This is a genomic window from Microcoleus sp. B9-D4 (assembly GCF_036705105.1).
GTDB lineage: Bacteria > Cyanobacteriota > Cyanobacteriia > Cyanobacteriales > Microcoleaceae > Microcoleus.
This window is the reverse complement of sequence record NZ_JAUBTS010000047.1, coordinates 39611-57961: the sequence shown is the minus strand read 5'-3', so window position 1 is coordinate 57961 and position 18351 is coordinate 39611. Positions and strand designations below refer to the sequence as shown.

Below are 18351 nucleotides of genomic sequence, written 5' to 3'. Positions count from 1 at the left end.
AATGCTTACCAGGATAGAATCAGAGGGGGAAAAGCTGAGAATTTGGAACTGGCGATCGCGGCTTATAAGGCATCCTTAGAAGTTTACACCCGTGAGGCTTTTCCCCAAGATTGGGCAATGACTCAAAATAATTTGGGGAATGCTTACCAGGATAGAATCAGAGGGGGAAAAGCTGAGAATTTGGAACTGGCGATCGCGGCTTATAAGGCATCCTTGGAAGTTTACACCTGTGAGGCTTTTCCCTTTGAATGGGCAAGGAGTCAAAATAATTTGGGGGCTGCCTACCTCTACAGAATTAGAGGGGGAAAAGCTGAGAATTTGGAACTGGCGATCGTGGCTTATAAGGCATCTTTGGAAGTTCGCACCCGTGAGGCTTTTTCGATCAATAATGCTGAAACTTTATATAATCTCGGACTTGCCTACTGGCTGAATTCCAAACTCCCAGAAGCTTACAATATCCTTAACACCGCCATTAATACAGTCGAATCAATGCGGAGTGAAATTATTATCGGCGGCGAAGCAGACAGACAGAAATTAGCCGAAAAATACAATAGAATTTATCATCTAATGGTGGAAGTTTGCCTAGAAATGACAAACAAAACCGCCGCCCTAGAATACATTGAACGCAGCAAAACCAGAAACCTAGTAGAATTGTTTCACAAGGCCCGCAGCCTTCCGGAAAATGTACAGCGGATTAGTTTTCAGGAAATTCGCAGTCTGTTAGGTGAAGATGAGGCAATTTTGGAATGGTACATTACCGTTAATGGCTGTAAAGTTTTTATTATTACCCACGACTCCACCCAACCCGATGTCTGGCAATCTTCTGATACAGATTTAGAAGAATTAGAAAAGTTTCAGCAGGAGTATATCGACGACATCAAAGATGATAAAAAATATGATAACTGGAAAAACCAGCTAGAAACCCGCCTGGAAAAATTAGGAGAAATCTTGCACATTGATGAAATTATTTCTCGCCTCCCAGAAAATTGCCAGCGATTGATATTAGTTCCCTTCCGATATTTGCACTTGTTGCCACTTCACGCATTAACCAGCCGAAGGCTAAGGCAGAATGTAGAAGAAACTGGAACTCTCCTCGAACTTTTCCCAGGTGGCGTGAGATATACTCCCAGTTGTCAGCTATTACAATTATCTCAGCGGGTAAATCCGACTGGGGAAGAGTCATCACCGACAAGATTGTTTGCCATTCAAAACCCGACAGAAGATTTAGACTTCACCGATATCGAAGTTGAAGCAATTGCCAAATCCTTTAATCCTGCCGAAGTTTTGATTCGGGAAAAGGCAAGTAAGACAGGATTGCAGCAACAGCTTGAAGCGTTGCAGAATGCCGACATCGCCCACTTTTCCTGTCACGGATTTTTCGACTTTCTCGACCCCCGGAAATCTGCTTTAATCTTAGCTGGGGCAAAAATTGCCACCGATAACGTTAACTCGGAGGAAAAAAGTTATATTCGTTCCCGCAGAGGCGAAACCTTCGACATCGCCGAATGTCTGACGCTGGAAGAAATCTTTAATTTGCGGCTGAGTAAGTGCAGTTTAGTTACGCTTTCCGCCTGCGAAACTGGGTTAACGGATATTAGAGATAACACTGATGAGTATATCGGATTGCCTAGCGGTTTTTTCTATGCCGGGGCCACGAGTGTAATTAGCACTTTGTGGGCTGTCAATGATGTATCTACGGCGATTTTGATGATTAAATTTTATGAAATTTTCCTGTCTGAAACTCGCCCGCCTGTGGCGATTGCTTTGCGGGAGTCTCAGTTGTGGCTAAAGGAGGCAACTGTGCAAGATTTGGTAGATTGGGTTGCAAATTGTAAATTAATTTCAGATGAAAGGAAAGAGGAAATGCAAAATTCTATTGAATTTGGTCAAAGACCAGAAAAGAAACGTTACCAATCTCCCCACTTCTGGGCGGCTTTTTGTGCGATTGGGCAATAGATTCCTCAGCGAAACAATGAATTTTTGTAGGAAACGGCATTGCCGTTTCCTTCCCATTTAACAATGCAATGTGCCGACCCTTTAACAATCCGTCACACGGCAATTAGAACAGGGCAATCAGGACATGGCATTGCCGTGTCCTTTGTGAATATGGTAAAATGACAATATTATAAATTACAAGACATAAATTCAGCCATGAAGCCAGAAAAAATCATTAATTCATTTCTAGTAGTCTTGAAAGCCAGTCCCAATTTATTTTCCGAAGCAGCCACAGAAGCATTAAAGACCCTTGAAAAAGATATTGCGGCTGCCGAAAATGAATCAAATCAAGCAATTTCTAAAATACTGAGCAATTGGTGTATCGACTATCCCGAAATTACCAAAGCATTGGAAGCCGTCGCCACCAGGGGCAAAGTTATCCCTAAACCCAGTCAACCGCAAGGAGACGAAAATATTTCAGAAAATCAGTTTCCCCGCCTATTTCCACGGCTGCTAGAATCTTTAGAAAAGCGGATACAATCTGAGAAGCCTGAAAATGAATGAAATTGAAAAACTTTTAAATCCTAATGTCTACGCTTTTGCCTTTCACCTAATCGGCGATGCTAGTGGCAGAGATAATCCCCTCTGGAATTGGGGCGATGATTTTTTGGAAAGCTTTACATCCCAAAAACTCAAACCCCTTCTCAAATTTTCCGAAGAACAATCTAATTTATCGGTTGATTTGTTGCCTGACATCAGCTTGGATTTTAATACTAAAGTCAGCTACAATCAAACTCAATTAGATGTCAGCGGCTTTGCTGTACCCATCAAAATAGGAGACAGCTATGCCCTGTGGTTGAATGTCGGTTTCCCTGATAGTTTTGTAGAGGAAGTTTCCCCGCAATGGCTGAGTACATTTAACCCCGAAAATTTATTAGGAATCGTTACCGGGGAAGAGTTTTTAGGTGAAACAATTCTAATTACTGCTAAATTACCCCCGCAACCACAACCACCAAGTCTCGAAACCCTCCAATCTCTAGCTAACAAATGCTGTAACGCTTTACTTCCCGAAAAATATCGCCCTCCTTTTAACCGCGCCGGCCAGTTATTTGGGAGTCCGATTTTTGAGTACGGTTTAATCAAGCAAACTGCTAATTATCGGCACTTGCTTGTCTGGTTTCCCAACAGCGAAGCATCCGAAGATAAGCTTGGTACTTACCAGCGGGAAATAGTAGACTTGTTTTACTACCGCACTAAAATTATTAAAGCCTTTCACAACAGCAGGCAAATTCACCGCATACTGTTTGATTTTTACCGACAAGTGGAGGATAATGTTAATTGGTTGCAGCAGCGAATAGATGAACTAGACAGCGCCTTGACTACCGACAATTTACAGGAATTTAAGGACGAGTTGAAAAAGCTACTGAAAACAGCACTGACTTACACTCAAGGGCTGACAAAATTAGAAGATTACGGCAATACAATTGCGATAAATCTTAACAATTACGCTGAGAAATTAGATCAAATCTATGCTAAAGTAGAAACCGATAAGGAAGAACTATCAATATTAAATCACTTCAGTAGAAAAACCGCGCCATATATGCGATCGCAAATAGCAGGCGACTTAGGATATTTCCGACACGGAACAGGCTTAATCGAACAGGCGATCGCCTCAATCCGAGGGATAGTAGAAATAGAACAAGCGAGGAGCGATCGCGCCAATCAAATAGAACTCCGCAAAAGCGAATTAGCAGAGAAAAACCGAGACGATCGCCTAGAAAGAACAATACAGGCGATCGGCGTCGGTTTAGCAGCCGGAGGAATTGCAGCCTCCAGCGGCACAGACAAACTCTTCGAGACGCTGCGACAAAACCACGTCCCCGCACCCTTAATCCTGTGGCATCCGTTTGTATTTTCCTTTGTTTTGAGTTGTGCGATCGCCCTTGGATCTGCTGCGATCGTCTGGTGGCGCACTCGACCAAAGAATTAGCCATTAACCATTAGTCCGCATAGGCAGACTTGGTTGGTGTTCCCGTAAACTCCACGATTTCAATCGCCCATTGCCAAAATAATCGCCCATTCCTACAAAAAAAACCCGACACTGACAACTTATTTAAAATTGTCAGTGTCGGGTACAAATTAAACAAATTACAGCAAAAGTTTAGGATTTTTTGCCGAAAACTTGTTCTTTCAATGCTTGAATTTCTTGAGCTAATTGTTGCCGATTGGACGATCGCAGCAAATAGCGGTAGATAAACCACCCGGTGTATCCGATACCAATTAGCTCGAATGTGGGTGCTAGCAGGGGGATGTCGTTGAGTTCGTCTATTACGCCCAAAAGCACTTTCAAAGAGACAATCGAGGCTACAATTACACCGATAACAGTCAGGGGACTTTTGTACTGCTCGTAAAAGCTGCCAATGTAAGCTGGAAACTCAGACAAAATTGAGATAATTTGTTCTTTGATCTGCTGGGTCTGACTTGGCGGTTCTTCGGTAATTATGACTTTTGTTGTACCGCTTGAACTGTCTGCTTCATTTCCGGCAGGAATTTCGGTGATGATAACGGTTGTTTCTGGTTCGTTTGATGAAGTCATTTCTCCACTCGCAATAGTTTTTTGCTGGTTGGCGGCAGGTATTTCAACTGCTGCTGCGACTGTTTCAAGAGCCGGTATTTCGACTGCTGCAACCTCCCCGTCGGTTGGTTCAAGAGCCGACACTTCGCCTGTTTCTGTAGTCGGTATTTCGACTGCTGTAACTTCCACTGCTTGTTCGACAGTCGGCGTTTCGACTGTTTCGATCGCAAGTTTTTCCACTTCTGAAACCTCTGCTGCTGATGGTTCAACAACCGGGGTTTCGACTGTTTCAAGAGTCGGTGTTTCGACTTTTGAAACCTCCACTGCTGACTGTTCTGTCGCAGAACTTTCGGCGACTGTTTCTGCGTGTGGTTGTTTTGGGGTAGGAGTTTCGTCCGCGACACCAACAGCAGGCCCATTCAAGTTGCTAATGGCATCAAGCAAACGGGTTTTAGCCGTTCCTCGCTGGTGAAGGATTACCCAAGATTCTATCAGGTCGGGGCCGTGCATTGCACCTGTCAGAGCGGCTCTGAGCGATCGCATAATTAGCCCTTTGTTAAGATTTTTCTCTTTACTGAGCTTTTTAGTGATTTTCTGAGCTTCCGCTGATGTCAGGGACGAATGACTTTCCATCGCTTCTACAACTGCTTGTAAAGCCTGTGCAGCCCCTGTTTGCTGCAATTGTGCGAGTGCTTCTTCTTCGTATTCCACCGTGGTGGAGAAGAAAACCTTACACATATCCACAGCATCGGTTAAGCGAACGAGACTCGGGCCGATTAAAGCAGCTATTTGTTCGAGCCAGGGGCGGTCTGCCTCCAAGTCAAACTCATAACCGCCTTTCTGCCACCAATAAGGTATCAGCAAATCTGTCAATTGCGGCACTGGCATTTTGTGCAGGTATTGACTGTTCAGCCAATTGAGTTTATCCCAATCAAATTTTGCACCGGCTTTGTTGACTCGATAGAATGTAAATAATTCTGCTGCTTCCGACAGTGTAAATATTTCCTGCGTTGAATCCGGCGGAGTCCAACCGAGCAAAGTCATGTAATTAACTAAAGCTTCGGGGACGTAGCCCATATCTTTGAAGTCAGAAATCGAGGTTACGCCGTCGCGTTTAGAAAGCTTTTGCCCTTGGGAGTTTAAAATCAGTGGCGTGTGGGCAAATTCTGGAATTGTCGCGCCCAAAGCTTCGTAGAGCAATATTTGTTTCGGAGTATTGCCGATGTGATCTTCGCCGCGGATGACGTGGGTGATGCCCATGTCGATGTCATCGACAACTACGGCGAGGTTGTAGAGGGGTTGGCCGATGACGCCGCCGCTGGATGCACGGGCAATTACCATATCGCCGCCGAGGTCGCTACCTTTCCAGGTTACGGTGTCGCGTACCATGTCGTTCCAAGCGATGGTGCGATCGTCGTCGATGATAAACCGAATCACAGCTTGTCGCCCTTCGCCTTCAAAAGCTGCGCGCTGTTTGCTTGTCAAGTTGCGGTGCCGGTTGTCGTAGCGGGGGGCTTGTTTGTTGGCTTTTTGTGCTTCCCGCATTTCGTCGAGTTCTTCCGACGTGGTGTAGCAGCGGTAGGCGAGTCCATTGTCGAGAAGGGTTTGGACTGCTTGGCGGTATATTTCCAGACGCTGCGACTGAAAACTCGGGCCTTCGTCCCACTCCATACCCAGCCAGGTGAGGCCTTCGAGGATGTTATCGGTGTATTCGCTTTTAGAACGTTCAACGTCTGTGTCTTCTACCCGCAGGATGAATTTGCCGCCTTGGTTGCGGGCAAACAGCCAGTTGAATACGGCGGTTCTGGCGGTACCGATGTGTAGGTTTCCGGTGGGACTGGGGGCTAGACGGACTCTGACATTCATGTAGATTTTTGCTTTTAGATTGGGGGCAATTTGCTGGTTGGGGGAATAGCTGATGTTTAAGACTTTAAATTTTATTATATTTGGTTGCCGAATTAACAGTTGTGCTTGGCAGGTGCTTTGCCTCGAATTGTTTGATATTCGACGACTATCGGGCGATCGGGCGAAAGTCTCCGGCAAGGCAGGAGAGGGCATCTTGATGATAATAGCTTGCGGGTGGCCAAGACTGGATTGACCTTTGGGACTATTTTTCACAGCACAAATAACTGCTTTAGGAGTACCCAAGGCGCACCTGATAAGTATTGATGCTTGTAAAATGTTTGTGTGCGATCGACGACATTAAAATATATTTCCCTATGTCTGCTGCTAAAACCGAGTTTTCCGAATCTGTTGCGCCCTCACCCGAGTCTGCGCCTGCTTGGCAGATTGAGTTGCTGTACGACGGTGAATGTCCTCTGTGCGTGCGGGAGGTTAATTTCTTAAAAAAACAGGACGCGGGGCGAGGTTTAGTGTCGTTTGTGGATATCGCGGATGATAGCTACAACCCGGAGGCCCACGGCGGAATCGACTACGAAACGGCGATGGGGCGGATTCACGCGATATTACCCGACGGTACGGCAATTAAAAATGTGGAGGTTTTTCGCCGCACCTACGAGATTTTAGGTATGGGCTGGGTTTATGCTGTGACTAAGTTACCAGCGATCGGGGCGATCGCCAATTGGCTGTACGGAATTTGGGCCCACTGGCGGCTGAAGCTGACGGGAAGGCCGGATTTAGCAACTATTATGAGCGATCGAACTCAGCGGATCGAGTGCGAAAGTCAGGGCCGCTGCCAACCCAACTCAAAATGAGTCATATTTAATAAGTGCGATCGACCTATCAGAAGATGTCAGCAGAAACAGGCTGCAACTAACATTAAACATGGACTACTATTAAAGGTCAAAAAAAATGCAAGATGCAGGCTATACAGTCTTCATGGGCTTCGGTGGTCTCTGGATACTTATGGGAATTGCCGCTGTGATTTTCTTGTTCAAATCGGACGGTCAAAAACTTAGGTTTGGCAAATGGGGACTGCTAGTGGCGATTCCGATTCTCGTGCCCATCGTCCTGGTTTTGACATATCAGATCGCCCGACCCTTTATTTCCTCACACCTTTGAGCGCTGCTGGGAGTCGATCGTCCGTGGGAGAAAGGAATTAGTTAAATTAAGTTTAGTATTATTGCTCATTTTCGGGCGATCGTAACTGCTCGTTTGCCCATTGACGCAAAGACCGAATTATGGCATTGTCATCTTGAGTTTCTGCCATCTGCAAGAATTGATTGAGCATTGCTACAGAAAGGATGGGAAATGTCGGACTGCGATCGCAGGCAATATATTCCCGATTTTGCAATTGATAAATTTGTACAGTTTGTGTCCGATACCGCCAAACTTCAGGAATTTCTAGCTGTGTGTAAACTACAAATCGATTAGAAGAAGGACTGGTAATATCAACTTCAATTACCAAGTCTGGGGGAGGGTCGGTTGAGATTTCAAGCCTTCTCCCTAGAATGCGATCGACATTTTGGATATAAAAACATGAATCTGGTTCTGCACCTTGTTCTAAATCTTCACGGTTGAGAGTTGTAGAACCAAATCCCTTAATCTTCAAGTCCAACTCCTCAGTCAAAGCTGTAACAATCCGTTTGAGCAAACAGTTAATAGTTTCATGCAAGTCGGATGGCATGATTATTTCTAAGACTCCTTGAGAATAAGAAAACCGCGAGGCTCTCTTGTCTCCGGCTTCTGCTAACAAGCTTTGGTAAGTATGCCAACTGATATTAGATAATACCACCCGTTGCGTCGTTTTTTCTGGGGAGGAGTTAATGAGGGTAACTGTCAAACTTCCCTCCTCCTTACTTAATTCATAAAATACCAAAACCCTAAAATTTTTATTTTAGAACTTCTACTTTCGAGGGAACGGGACAGACGGGGCTCGAACCCGCAACTTCCGCCGTGACAGGGCGGTGCTCTAACCAATTGAACTACTGTCCCTCGTTTTGCCGTTTTTTCAGGCACAATTTCTATTATGCCTATAACTTCACCTTTTGTCAAGAGGTTTTTTGAACTTTTATTTGGAAGCCCAAAATTTGAGTCTCTTGCAGCGGACTGAAGTTGTTGTCGCTCACCAAAATCAGACCTCTGCTAGCATCCGCCAGGGCGGGGCCAAATGTCAACCCCTCAATGTTGTCTAGGGGAATTTTCAGGGTTTCCAAATCCAGCAGCAGGCGTTTTTGAGCGGGAGAAACCTCGCTGAGACGGCTTTTGAGGCTTTCGAGTGCTTCAATACGATCGCCCTTTTCCAGAGAAATCTCAAAAATTCTGATAGTTGTGCCGGTTTCCAGGGAGAAAGCACGCTCTAAACTCAGCAAGCGGTTATCGTCGATCGCCAACAAATCCACTAAACCGTTGCTAGTTAATTTTCCCACAGGATTCGCACCAGCCGGTAGCGGTTCGGTGATGTAGAGAAACGATGCTTCGGGATTGCCGCTCACCGCATCGTAGCGCAAAATCCGGCACGGACTCCCGGTTTCCAGGGAAACTGCGGCGCCATCTTGAACCAAGGCGTTTTCGGTAGCGGTGAATAGATACTTGCGATCGGGCGTTAAAGTTAAACTTTCAAAAGCGAGATTGTTGCGGATTCCTTTAGTGCCTTTGTCATCCGGCAAAAACAGTTCAGGAATTGCCAGCGTTTTCAGGAGTTTACCATCGAGGGAGAACTCTTTGATAAAAGGATTTATTTGGCGATCGACATCTCCCTCAGAAGAAACAAACACGCTATTGCCAGTAAAAGCTATCCCTTCCGGATCTAAACTTAATTCAGGAAAACCTTTGCCGTTTTCATCTAATAAAGTAGTGACACCAGCAAAAGTAATTTGCTCTTTTTCCAGTTTACCAGATTGCAAGTTGATTTTGAGAGAATAGAAGCGCGCCGGAGCCTTGCTGCTACGGTCATCAGAAATGGCATAATAAACTTGTTTTTCGGCATCATAAGTAATGCCCGAAAGTCCGCCAATTTCCGTCCCCTGAAACGGAGAACCTGTAGGAAATATTGCTCTGCCGATAAAATCTATTTTCGTAACAGCGAAAGATTGCGCTGATTGGTTTACCCAAATAGCAACAGTTGCTGCCATCAAAAAACAGACAATAAATATAGTTGCTTTTGCTAGCCTTCGCATTTTACCACTAAATACATTATTACCTACCTTCCTCTTCCCTTTCTTCTTTCGCGCCCTTCGCGTCTTCGCGGTTCATTAAATCTGAAAATCACGGCTCATGATTTAGCAAAAAATTGGTCAACCAATCTTTAACCACATAAGTAGCACGACAGTCGTCCTCATTGTAGCGGACGATCGCCTCCAAGAGCGATCGATCGCCAGTTTTGAGCCAATCGTCGTACCAGCAGACGCACTGAGCACCATTAGCCTTAGCATCTCGCCAATCAAAACCCAGCCAGCGGGCAATTGGTTTGAGTGCGTAACTTTCCACGGGCATAATCGCCTTTTGCGTCACTTGTTTGTGAATATCTACAAACCGTTTCAGCACGGGTTTCCACAAATAAGCTGGAGTATTGTAAAGTTTAGCCAGTCGCTTAAAAGTCTTGACTTCGTAGTCGCAAAAATGGAAAATCGGAGCAATAGGATAAGCCCACATTAATTCTAAAAATTGCTCCCATATTGCACCTTCCTCTGCTGCTGATTCTGCTAAAAAACCGTGAAATTTTTTCGTATTGTTGTACCTGTCAACAACTAAGACTCCGTGGAGGTAATCTAAGTTTAACTCGGGTTCCGCTTCAATATCAAAGTAGAGTTCGATTGGGGCGATCGGCAAAAAGACAGATTGGGAATAGGGAATTGGTTTCTTGCGGAGAATTGGCGCAGGTATAGAAGATGTCGCAGGTTTATTTTTTGTAGTGTTTCCCAGAACAAGATTAACTGTTGCTAAACTCTTCTCGGCAACTTCTGCCTCTTCCCTTATTCTTTCTTTCCTCACACCTACATCCGTTAAATTTGTTAAATCCCGTACAAAATCCGTTGCCGAACTTCTATCCGTTACATCCGTTACAAAATCCGTTGCCGAACTTCTATCCGTTACATCCGTTACAAAATCCGTTGCCGAACTTCCTTCTTGCCGCAACAGCGGTTGATTTAGCAAGTGCGATTCAGCTTGCTGCACCACATCAAAAGCAACTCTATCGGGGAATTCTGGATACTCAGCTAGCAGTTCGGAACTAGCATTAGCGAGAGCTTTTACATCAGTAATTCCGAGAGTTTTTAGTCTAGCATAACGGCTGGCAGTAACTCCCGGCAATAACGAAAGATGTTTAATAGATTCGGCTTCGGCGTGACAGATAGTATACCAACCGCAAAGATTGCACTTTTGCCGGGAAATGAACACCTCTGGTTTATCCCGATTTTCTATCATCCGAATGCAATCATCTAAAATCTCGAACATCTGAGGAGTTCGCTGGTCGAGATTCACCGAGTACAGCCCTTTTTTTCGCAGCATCAGCCACGCAGTCTCGGGCTTTGTTTCCTGCACGGAAGCTAAAACTTGGGCGTGAAAAGCTGCGATAATTTGATACTCTAGTTTTGGTCGCTTGCTAAGCCAAATATCCGCAGTAATATAACTCCAATCGCCAAATTTTGATTGTCCCGGCTGTTTGATTAATAAATGGGGGCGGCCGATAAGGGTAATGTTTGAAGAGGGAAGATTGGAGGATGAAAGATGAACGGGGGTTTCGGGGATTTCGCCAAATTCTGGGAAATATTGACCGTCAATTCCTACCAGAGAAGTTGTGGCGCCGTTGGTTTGGCGGAATTCGCCCTGGATCAGAACTCCTCGGTAAATGCGATCGACCCCTTGCTGCATTAAACTCAATGTAGCGGCCGCGCCGGCTTCCCAATCCCCTCTAGGATAATATGGTTGTTGGTAAGTCTCGTTTTCCAAAGCTTGCTGCTGGTATGTCGCGCTGTCGCGCATCAGTTTCAGCAGAAAGTCGCTGGGGGGGTCTTGTTGTTTCCAGTCTCCGCAGGTGTCTAAAAATGCTCGGAGATGGCATCGCTGATAAGAAAGTAGTAGTTTGTCAGTTATTAACATTTAGTATTCGCAAGGCATAGAGTATCAGGCAAAAGGTATAAAATTCACAGCATTAGTTATTCAATATTAACGCTATCAATAATTCCCCAAAAAAAATGACAAAGGACAATCACCGGCAACAATTCCCTGCTTTGACCAATAAAGCTTATTTTAACTACGGCGGACAAGGGCCGCTGCCTGAGCCTGCTTTAGAGGCGATTTATGAGGCTTACAAACGGGTGCAACTTGGCGGGCCGTTTTCGGCGGAAGTGGGGGCTTGGGTGGTTCAGGAGGCGATGCTGACGCGACGTGCGATCGCATCTGAGTTGACGGTACCTCCTGAAACCATCGCCCTAACTGAAGATGTCACCGTCGGCTGCAATATTGCGCTGTGGGGCATTGACTGGAAAGCAGGCGACCATTTGCTGCTTTCTGACTGCGAGCACCACGGCATTGTAGCTAGTGTAATGGAACTTCAGCGCCGTTTCAACATTGAGGTTTCGATTTGTCCGTTGGCGGCTACTTTGAATGAGGGCGATCCGGTGGCGGTGATTGCTGATAGTTTGCGGCCAAATACTCGCTTGTTCGTTATCAGTCACATTTTGTGGAATACTGGCCAAGTTTTGCCTCTGGCTGAGATTGTGAAAGTGTGTCATGAACCCCCCCTAACCCCCCCTTGCCAAGGGGGGGGACAAGAGGAGTTTTCCCTGGTTCAAGGGGATGGGCAAGAGGATTTGTCCCTGATTCAAGGGGGGAGACAAGAGGATTTGTCTGCCAAGAAGCACAAAGTTAGAGTATTAGTTGATGCTGCTCAATCTGTGGGGGTTTTGCCTTTAAATTTGATTGAATCTGGGGTTGATTTTTATGCTTTTACGGGTCATAAATGGTGGTGCGGCCCGGAAGGTTTGGGGGGGCTTTATGTGAGTGCGGAAGCTTTGGCAGATTTGCATCCGGTGTTTATCGGTTGGCGGGGAATTGTGACGGATGCTAATGCTAAAGTCCTTGGGTGGAAGTCTGGATCGCAGCGCTATGAAATTGCGACTTCGGCTTATCCTTTGTATGCGGGTTTGCGGAGTGCGATCGCCCTGCAACATGAATGGGGTACGATCGAGGAAAGGTATGCAGAAATTTGCCGTTTGAGTAAGTATCTCTGGGAGCGTTTGTCGGAACTTCCCGATGTGGAATGTTTGCGAAAATCTGCGCCGGAAGCTGGTTTGGTTTCGTTTCGATTAACTAATGGGATGCCGCACAAAAAGCTTGTCGATTTGTTGGAGAAACAGGGGATTATGGTGCGGACAATTCTTAATCCTGATTGCGTGCGGGCTTGCGTTCACTATTTTACCACTGAGGCAGAGATTGATAAGTTGGTTGGGGCGATCGCAAATCAATTAGTATAGCCGGGGCGGGTTTATTTATAGTCCTGGACGCACGGGTAGTCAGAAACCGGGTTTTTGCCCAGAAGACGCGTTACAGCCGCAGAAACGACCAAAAACCCGGTTTCGAGGAGTCGGAGTGCGTAAATCCTGTCCTATTATTTTAAGCTAGGATTTAATAGCCGTTGTTTTTTCGTTGGGTTTACGTTAGCATATAGTAAAGAGGTTAAACTATGCAAATTACAAATAAAAAATTTAGGTTGCGAAGCGGTGCAAATTGGACATCGTTTGAGAAGTTTCGTTTGCAGGGCGCAGAAGCACTCAGTTCGATCGCGAATGGTGTCATTGCTACCCTCCAGACAAAAACAGGACAGTACCGCATTATTGAGGAAAATGACTTTCAAGCAATGTATGGACTAGCCCGTGATGTCGATCGCATGAGAGGAGGATTGCGTATCGTCATCTTGGCTGTGCGTGCGGCACAAAAACACCCCGATCCAGAGAATCTTAATCTACTTGCTGAAGCAGTTGCTATGCTAGGAGATTTGCCTGAGCTTCCTACCCGCAATAGCTTCGATCGATTAGTTCCAGAGAATTTCGACTTGGATGAGGATGATGAAGTGATGCTCGATCAAAAATGAAATTGAGCGTCCTTTGCAATCTGAGAATGCGATCGATTTTGATGGAAGATTTGAGAGGGTGTGAGGGAAAGTGAGCGATTTTTCAGATGAGGAGATTTATCGAGAGATTGGTGCGATCGTCAGCCAGTACGATATCCTTAAATGTGACGAGTGTGCCAAAGCCGTGTTAAAATGGCTGGCAGAAAATGGAATTGCCGGTAAGTTACTTAAGCTCAAAACTAAGTATAGAGAAGAATTTATCTTAAGTACACGCTTAGAAAGGTGGGGTGGTACAAATGAGTCTATTACAACGAATGGAACTCACTACGGAGTTGAAGTACGTGGGCGAGTTTTTGATAATTTGTCAACTGAGGGACTGTCTAGAGAAGATTGGGTGAATGATTTTTCCTGTCGTAGAGGAGAGTTTATAGTTGAAGAATTAGACAGTTTCTAAAAGTGTTTGTGGTTGAAAAAAGGAGAGTATTTAGATGAGCGGACTTTTTGAGATATTGAGTAAAATCCATAAAAAACCAGGAATGTATATCGGACGGGCTTCTGCAACCGATCTTTTTATGTTTATAGTCGGTTATAGAACGGCTAGAGAAGAGTTGGGATTTGAACCAACAGCAAAGGAAATGGAATTTTATGGAGACTTTCAACCCTGGTTGCAAAAGCGATATGAAGTATCAACATCAGGTTCATGGGCAAGAATAATCGAGTTTTATACTAACAATGAAGAACGAGCATTTTATCGTTTTTATGAGTTGCTTGATGAGTTTTTGCAGCGAGATAGCCATTCAGAAGTAGGGCAAGTTAAGGAAAAAGTCGGTAATGTAAAAGCTGGATAGTCAATTGTCAAATTATGGACTCTCGCGCACAATCAAAGAAACCGGGTTTTTTTCCAAATCTTCGCACCGTCACCAGGATTTGATTTTGTCACCAAACTTTGTTCCCCACAGCAACTCCACTGTCAATCTCATTATGAAGATTCTCTGGCGCGCCTCAATCAGCTCCTCAAGCGAATACCGCCCACGAGTTATCGGCTCGATCGTCAGCCTACCATCTATCAACACAAGTTGCACTTGGGAATCCTCAGCTAAGTTAATCTCTTTAGCTAAATGCTGTAGAATCCTAACAGCAAGACTATTTCCCCACTTTGCGATCGTCACAACCATAGCCTGAGCCTCTAGCTAGTAATATCACTCTGAGGAATTCACCCTTTTTTTAAGAATGTATATACAAAGTATCTACATTGTAGCGATTAAGAAGAGGGTTGACAAGGCGTTGGTTTTTCGTAGGCTATTGCTCCGAAGCCCCGACTTTAGTGGTTGGGCTGAAAATATCGATTTTTAACATACTGTTTCATAACTGGATTGAGACTAAAAAATGTTGTTTTACCCTGCTCTTCCGCATCCAGAAATAACCGCATCCCCAATGATTGCATGGCATTTAATAAGTCTGATGTCGATAACTGTACTGTGTTGAAAATTTGCGGCAGAGAAACGGGTTCATTTTCCTTAGCAAGCTGAATCATTATTGCCAATTCCTGCTGCGTTAGACGCTGGAATTGTTGATCTAATTGTGCTTGCAGAGATTCGCTTAAAATCACAGCGTCGCATTGCAAAAACTCGGAGACACTACCACCAAACAAGTCTTGTACAATCGTGGTGGTTAACTCTAACCAGAGAGGATTTCCTTGATAAATATTAATCAAAGTTTCCCAAGCATTCTCATCAGATAAGTTCTGCTGTTTCAGAATTTCTTTGGTTGCGATGCCTAAGCTACCCAAAACTAAGGAATGCACGTAGTTATTTACTCTTTCTAATTTAGCAATTTCTCTCGTTTTTTCCCAACTAATCAAGATTGAGCAACTGTTGTGGCAAACTTCGGCGATTAGTTTAAAAAATTGCTGATAATCTTCATATCCAGTTTTATATTGTCCCGCCAGTTGTCCGCTGCTAAAAAGCATTTGTACATCATCGAGGATAATCAGGCAGCGATGCTTCCGCAGGTTGTCGAGGATTTGGGATATTTGGGTTTCGATGTTTTGGGGGATATCTGTTTTGTCAGAGAAGATTTGCAGGAGATTGGTGAGAGTGGCATTGAGGGTGGGGGAAAAGCGAAGACTACGATAAATTACGTAATCAAAGTTGGTTTTGATTTGTTCTATGAGTCGGAGTGCAAGAGTTGTTTTGCCTATGCCGTTGATTCCCAGAAGTGCAATGAGGCGAGATTTATCCTGTAATATCCAGGTTTCGAGGGTGGAGAGTTGGGGAGTGCGATCGTAGAAGTTGAAGATTTCTGGTGCGTCGCCTAAGTCCATGTGCGGTTGGGTTTGGGTTTGTTGGGGTTTTTGCGCGACTTTTGAAGATTGAGATGTTTGTGGACAAATATTGATGTCACCAATTCGTAAAACATTTTTTCCGAAAGGAGATGAAATGTTTGCTAGTAAAGACCTTTCTAGTGTTACTCGAACATTTGTTTTACTAACGTTTTGTCCTAATACCTCTGAAAATATTTTCCACATCTCTGAAGCAACACCCCTAATGTATCCTTCGCTACAATTCCGGTCTTGTGCTATTTTTGCATATCTCTGACCTTGGAAGGTTTCCCTTAAGATAGCCTGTTGCAGGTCATCTAAGTGGTTTCCAGTCTTGGAAAACACTAACTCGTCGGCAAATCTTAAAATTTCCTTAAGCTCCATAATTCTCGGCTCTGTTGGTTTTTAGCTATTTTATCTAATTTTTTATGACATTATCTTACATTTTATCTGACAGAATACAACTTTTTATCATGCTGCGAACTAAATTCCTCTCCGCTCAGCATGATTGTATGATGTCTTAGTATAAAAACTTAATAATTCACACATCCTAGTTAAATTCTACAAAACAATGCGTACAAAGTTTTTATTGGTTTCAACTTGTCTTGTTTTAGGTTTTTTAGTAACTGCGCCTGTATCTATTGCTAGAGATCCTTGGGGCTTATCAGGCGATCAAAAAAGAGGACGTTGCCAATTTAATGAAGGTCAGGATGAATGTGGTTTTGGACAATATCCTGTAAGAGATAGAGGAAATGCTAGACAAATAGGAGGATTTTATATAGACCCTTTAAGCCCTTTCCAAGCAGGTGATTCAATAGCATTTTTTTACAATGTACAATATTGCGGTAGCAATGATTGGTCAGGTGTTGATTTTCATATACTTTCTAATCCAGGAAAAAATTGGATAAAGTTTCAAGGAAATGTATGTCAATTTAGGTACGGTATTGGGAAACGTCAAGGAGGAGCTTCCACTCTTGAATTTGAAATGAACTATTATTTGGATTACTAGCAATATATTTTTCATTTTAAAAGCGATCGCCCTTTCTCTAAAAAAACAAAGGCCGATCGCCATTTTCGCCCAAATTTCGACCTACGCACCCCAACAAAAGAAACCGGGTTTTTCACTAAACCTGCCATTTCCATGCAGTATCTTCGCAAAAAACCCGGTTTCTGAGCTCTCAGGCCCAAGTCCTATTAGTGACTATGCCCGTGTTCCCCATGAGAATGCCCGTGCCCGTGAGAATGCCCGTGCCCGTGAGAATGCCCGTGCCCGCCATGAGAATGCCCGTGCCCTTCATGAGAATGACTGTGCTCGCGGTGCGCCGCAGCCAAACTCGGATTAACAGCAACCGCAGTCTCACTCAACAACGCTTCAATCTGCGGATTTGCCCACTCGGCGGCCATTTTCAGAAACTCTGGATGGTCGTTAACGCAAGGCAATTTGCGGTAAGTAACTCCTTTACGCTGTTTCTGCAAAGACTCAATAATGTGGTCTACATCTAACAATGTTTCGTGATTTTCGGTCGCAAATCCGATCGGCATAAAGACGATCGCAGTTGCACCCAAATCGATCAAATTCTTCGCAGCCAACGTCGCATCCGGCTGCGTCCATTCAATCAGGGGTGTGTCGTGATTCAGCCAACCCACCGAAATCAAAGGATAGCGATACATCAAACGTTCCCGCACGCGATCGTACAAAGCTTGACTTTCCACAATTCCCGAAGTAAAGCCCTTCGCTTTGTGCGGACAACCGTGATTCATCAGCACAATCCCAATCTGAGAAGGCAAATGCGCTACAGCTAAATCGTTCTTAATTTCCTCTTCTACCAAATCCGCCATTAGCTGGATGTAAGCAGGTTCATCGTAAAAAGAAGGAATGTAGCGCTGTCCTTTTACCCAATGTTCCTTACCATCAAAGGTTTGTGCTAAAGCTTTATTCACCTGTTCGACTGCAATGCCGCTGGTGAAAACAGAATCAACTACCAACAGCGGATAAATCAGAATTTTGTCAAATCCTTCTGCTTTAATTTGAGGGATTACTTGTTCCGGCAAAAACGGCGCGCAAAAGTTAAAAGCTTTGAACACTTTTACTTTATCGCCCCATTTCTCCTGTAAATTCTTTTCAATCCCGGCGCGCTGCTGTTCAAAAATTGCATTGTGCGGCGAAACGAATTGACCGTGTTGGTGACTCCACTCGTGCAAGTCAAAGATTGCTAAAATCTTCGCCAGCGGCGGATAAATCCAAAGCGGTACTGGCGCAAACTTTGCCGTAAGCAAATTTAAAGCTTGTTCGTTGTAGTTGGCAAAATCGTCGTAGCTTTCGACTTCGCCGTAACCCATCAGCAATACAGCAACCCGATCGTTACTTGCGGGTGCTGCAGATGTTTTGAAATCGATTTTTTCTGGAGAAGCAACCACTTTGTATTCCTCAATTTCAATGATTTTCAGAGTCGCAGGAAGGATGAATCAGAATTGCGAACAGAAACCCGGTTTCTAGACTCCCCGGAGATCCCCCTAAATCCCCCTTAAGAAGGGGGACTTTGAGACTCT

17 protein-coding genes, 1 tRNA gene and 1 pseudogene are annotated in these 18351 nt (G+C 44.6%); 10 read left to right on the top strand and 9 right to left on the bottom strand.

Features of this window, described 5'->3' with window-relative positions:
* From QUB24_RS23755 to QUB24_RS23745, 3 genes are all read left to right on the top strand, one after another.
* The coding region (locus tag QUB24_RS23755) for a CHAT domain-containing tetratricopeptide repeat protein (protein ID WP_333155952.1) at positions 1-1956 on the top strand (1956 nt) is incomplete at its 5' end.
* Between the two features lie 195 nt (positions 1957-2151).
* Entirely contained in the window at positions 2152-2499 is a 348-nt protein-coding gene (locus QUB24_RS23750; RefSeq protein WP_333155951.1) for a hypothetical protein, read from the top strand.
* Positions 2492-3925 (top strand): hypothetical protein, encoded by a 1434-nt coding sequence (locus tag QUB24_RS23745; RefSeq protein ID WP_333155950.1) that lies wholly within the window; start codon positions 2492-2494, stop codon positions 3923-3925. Before QUB24_RS23750 ends, QUB24_RS23745 begins: the two co-directional genes overlap by 8 nt.
* Positions 3926-4096: 171 nt before the next feature.
* On the opposite strand, the gene QUB24_RS23740 is transcribed toward QUB24_RS23745, so the two are convergent.
* Complete coding sequence (locus QUB24_RS23740) at positions 4097-4531, bottom strand: CAAD domain-containing protein (RefSeq protein ID WP_333155953.1); 435 nt, start codon at positions 4529-4531, stop codon at positions 4097-4099.
* A gap of 402 nt (positions 4532-4933) precedes the next feature.
* A pseudogene (gltX, locus tag QUB24_RS23735) lies at positions 4934-6376 on the bottom strand (glutamate--tRNA ligase); the annotation flags it as partial.
* A gap of 353 nt (positions 6377-6729) precedes the next feature.
* On the opposite strand from gltX, the gene QUB24_RS23730 reads away from it, so the two are divergent.
* On the top strand, positions 6730-7224 hold the full coding sequence (locus tag QUB24_RS23730) for a DUF393 domain-containing protein (RefSeq protein WP_333155948.1): 495 nt from the start codon (positions 6730-6732) through the stop codon (positions 7222-7224).
* Between the two features lie 97 nt (positions 7225-7321).
* The gene (locus QUB24_RS23725) at positions 7322-7531 is read left to right on the top strand and encodes a hypothetical protein (protein WP_006632034.1); all 210 of its coding nucleotides are present in this window, start codon (positions 7322-7324) and stop codon (positions 7529-7531) included.
* A 58-nt stretch (positions 7532-7589) separates the two neighbouring features.
* Here the strand turns inward: QUB24_RS23725 and QUB24_RS23720 are convergent, their stop codons facing one another.
* The 4 genes from QUB24_RS23720 to QUB24_RS23705 form a co-directional block, all read right to left on the bottom strand.
* Positions 7590-8252 (bottom strand): Uma2 family endonuclease, encoded by a 663-nt coding sequence (locus QUB24_RS23720; protein WP_333155947.1) that lies wholly within the window; start codon positions 8250-8252, stop codon positions 7590-7592.
* Between the two features lie 78 nt (positions 8253-8330).
* Positions 8331-8404, bottom strand: a tRNA-Asp gene (locus QUB24_RS23715).
* 56 nt (positions 8405-8460) lie between these two features.
* Positions 8461-9588, bottom strand: a complete 1128-nt coding sequence (locus QUB24_RS23710) for an esterase-like activity of phytase family protein (RefSeq protein ID WP_333155946.1) — start codon at positions 9586-9588, stop codon at positions 8461-8463.
* A gap of 88 nt (positions 9589-9676) precedes the next feature.
* Positions 9677-11509: a TM0106 family RecB-like putative nuclease gene (locus QUB24_RS23705; RefSeq protein ID WP_333155945.1), complete on the bottom strand. Its 1833-nt coding sequence runs from the start codon at positions 11507-11509 to the stop codon at positions 9677-9679.
* A 95-nt stretch (positions 11510-11604) separates the two neighbouring features.
* Here QUB24_RS23705 and QUB24_RS23700 point away from each other — a divergent pair, with 95 nt between their 5' ends.
* From QUB24_RS23700 to QUB24_RS23685, 4 genes are all read left to right on the top strand, one after another.
* Entirely contained in the window at positions 11605-12885 is a 1281-nt protein-coding gene (locus QUB24_RS23700; RefSeq protein ID WP_333155944.1) for an aminotransferase class V-fold PLP-dependent enzyme, read from the top strand.
* Between the two features lie 209 nt (positions 12886-13094).
* On the top strand, positions 13095-13502 hold the full coding sequence (locus tag QUB24_RS23695; RefSeq protein ID WP_333155942.1) for a hypothetical protein: 408 nt from the start codon (positions 13095-13097) through the stop codon (positions 13500-13502).
* 70 nt (positions 13503-13572) lie between these two features.
* On the top strand, positions 13573-13935 hold the full coding sequence (locus tag QUB24_RS23690; RefSeq protein ID WP_333155941.1) for a papain fold toxin domain-containing protein: 363 nt from the start codon (positions 13573-13575) through the stop codon (positions 13933-13935).
* Positions 13936-13969: 34 nt separating this feature from the next.
* Positions 13970-14329: a hypothetical protein gene (locus QUB24_RS23685; protein WP_333155940.1), complete on the top strand. Its 360-nt coding sequence runs from the start codon at positions 13970-13972 to the stop codon at positions 14327-14329.
* Between the two features lie 69 nt (positions 14330-14398).
* Here QUB24_RS23685 and QUB24_RS23680 read toward each other — a convergent pair whose 3' ends face one another.
* Both QUB24_RS23680 and QUB24_RS23675 read right to left on the bottom strand, forming a co-directional pair.
* On the bottom strand, positions 14399-14656 hold the full coding sequence (locus tag QUB24_RS23680; RefSeq protein ID WP_333155939.1) for an AbrB/MazE/SpoVT family DNA-binding domain-containing protein: 258 nt from the start codon (positions 14654-14656) through the stop codon (positions 14399-14401).
* 146 nt (positions 14657-14802) lie between these two features.
* Positions 14803-16185, bottom strand: a complete 1383-nt coding sequence (locus tag QUB24_RS23675) for an ATP-binding protein (RefSeq protein ID WP_333155938.1) — start codon at positions 16183-16185, stop codon at positions 14803-14805.
* Between the two features lie 187 nt (positions 16186-16372).
* On the opposite strand from QUB24_RS23675, the gene QUB24_RS23670 reads away from it, so the two are divergent.
* A complete protein-coding gene (locus tag QUB24_RS23670; RefSeq protein WP_333155937.1) occupies positions 16373-16810 on the top strand; it encodes a hypothetical protein in 438 nt (145 codons plus the stop codon).
* Positions 16811-16995: 185 nt separating this feature from the next.
* Here the strand turns inward: QUB24_RS23670 and QUB24_RS23665 are convergent, their stop codons facing one another.
* Positions 16996-18219, bottom strand: coding sequence for a ferrochelatase (locus QUB24_RS23665; protein WP_333155936.1), 1224 nt, complete (start codon positions 18217-18219; stop codon positions 16996-16998).
* Positions 18220-18351: the final 132 nt, after the last annotated feature.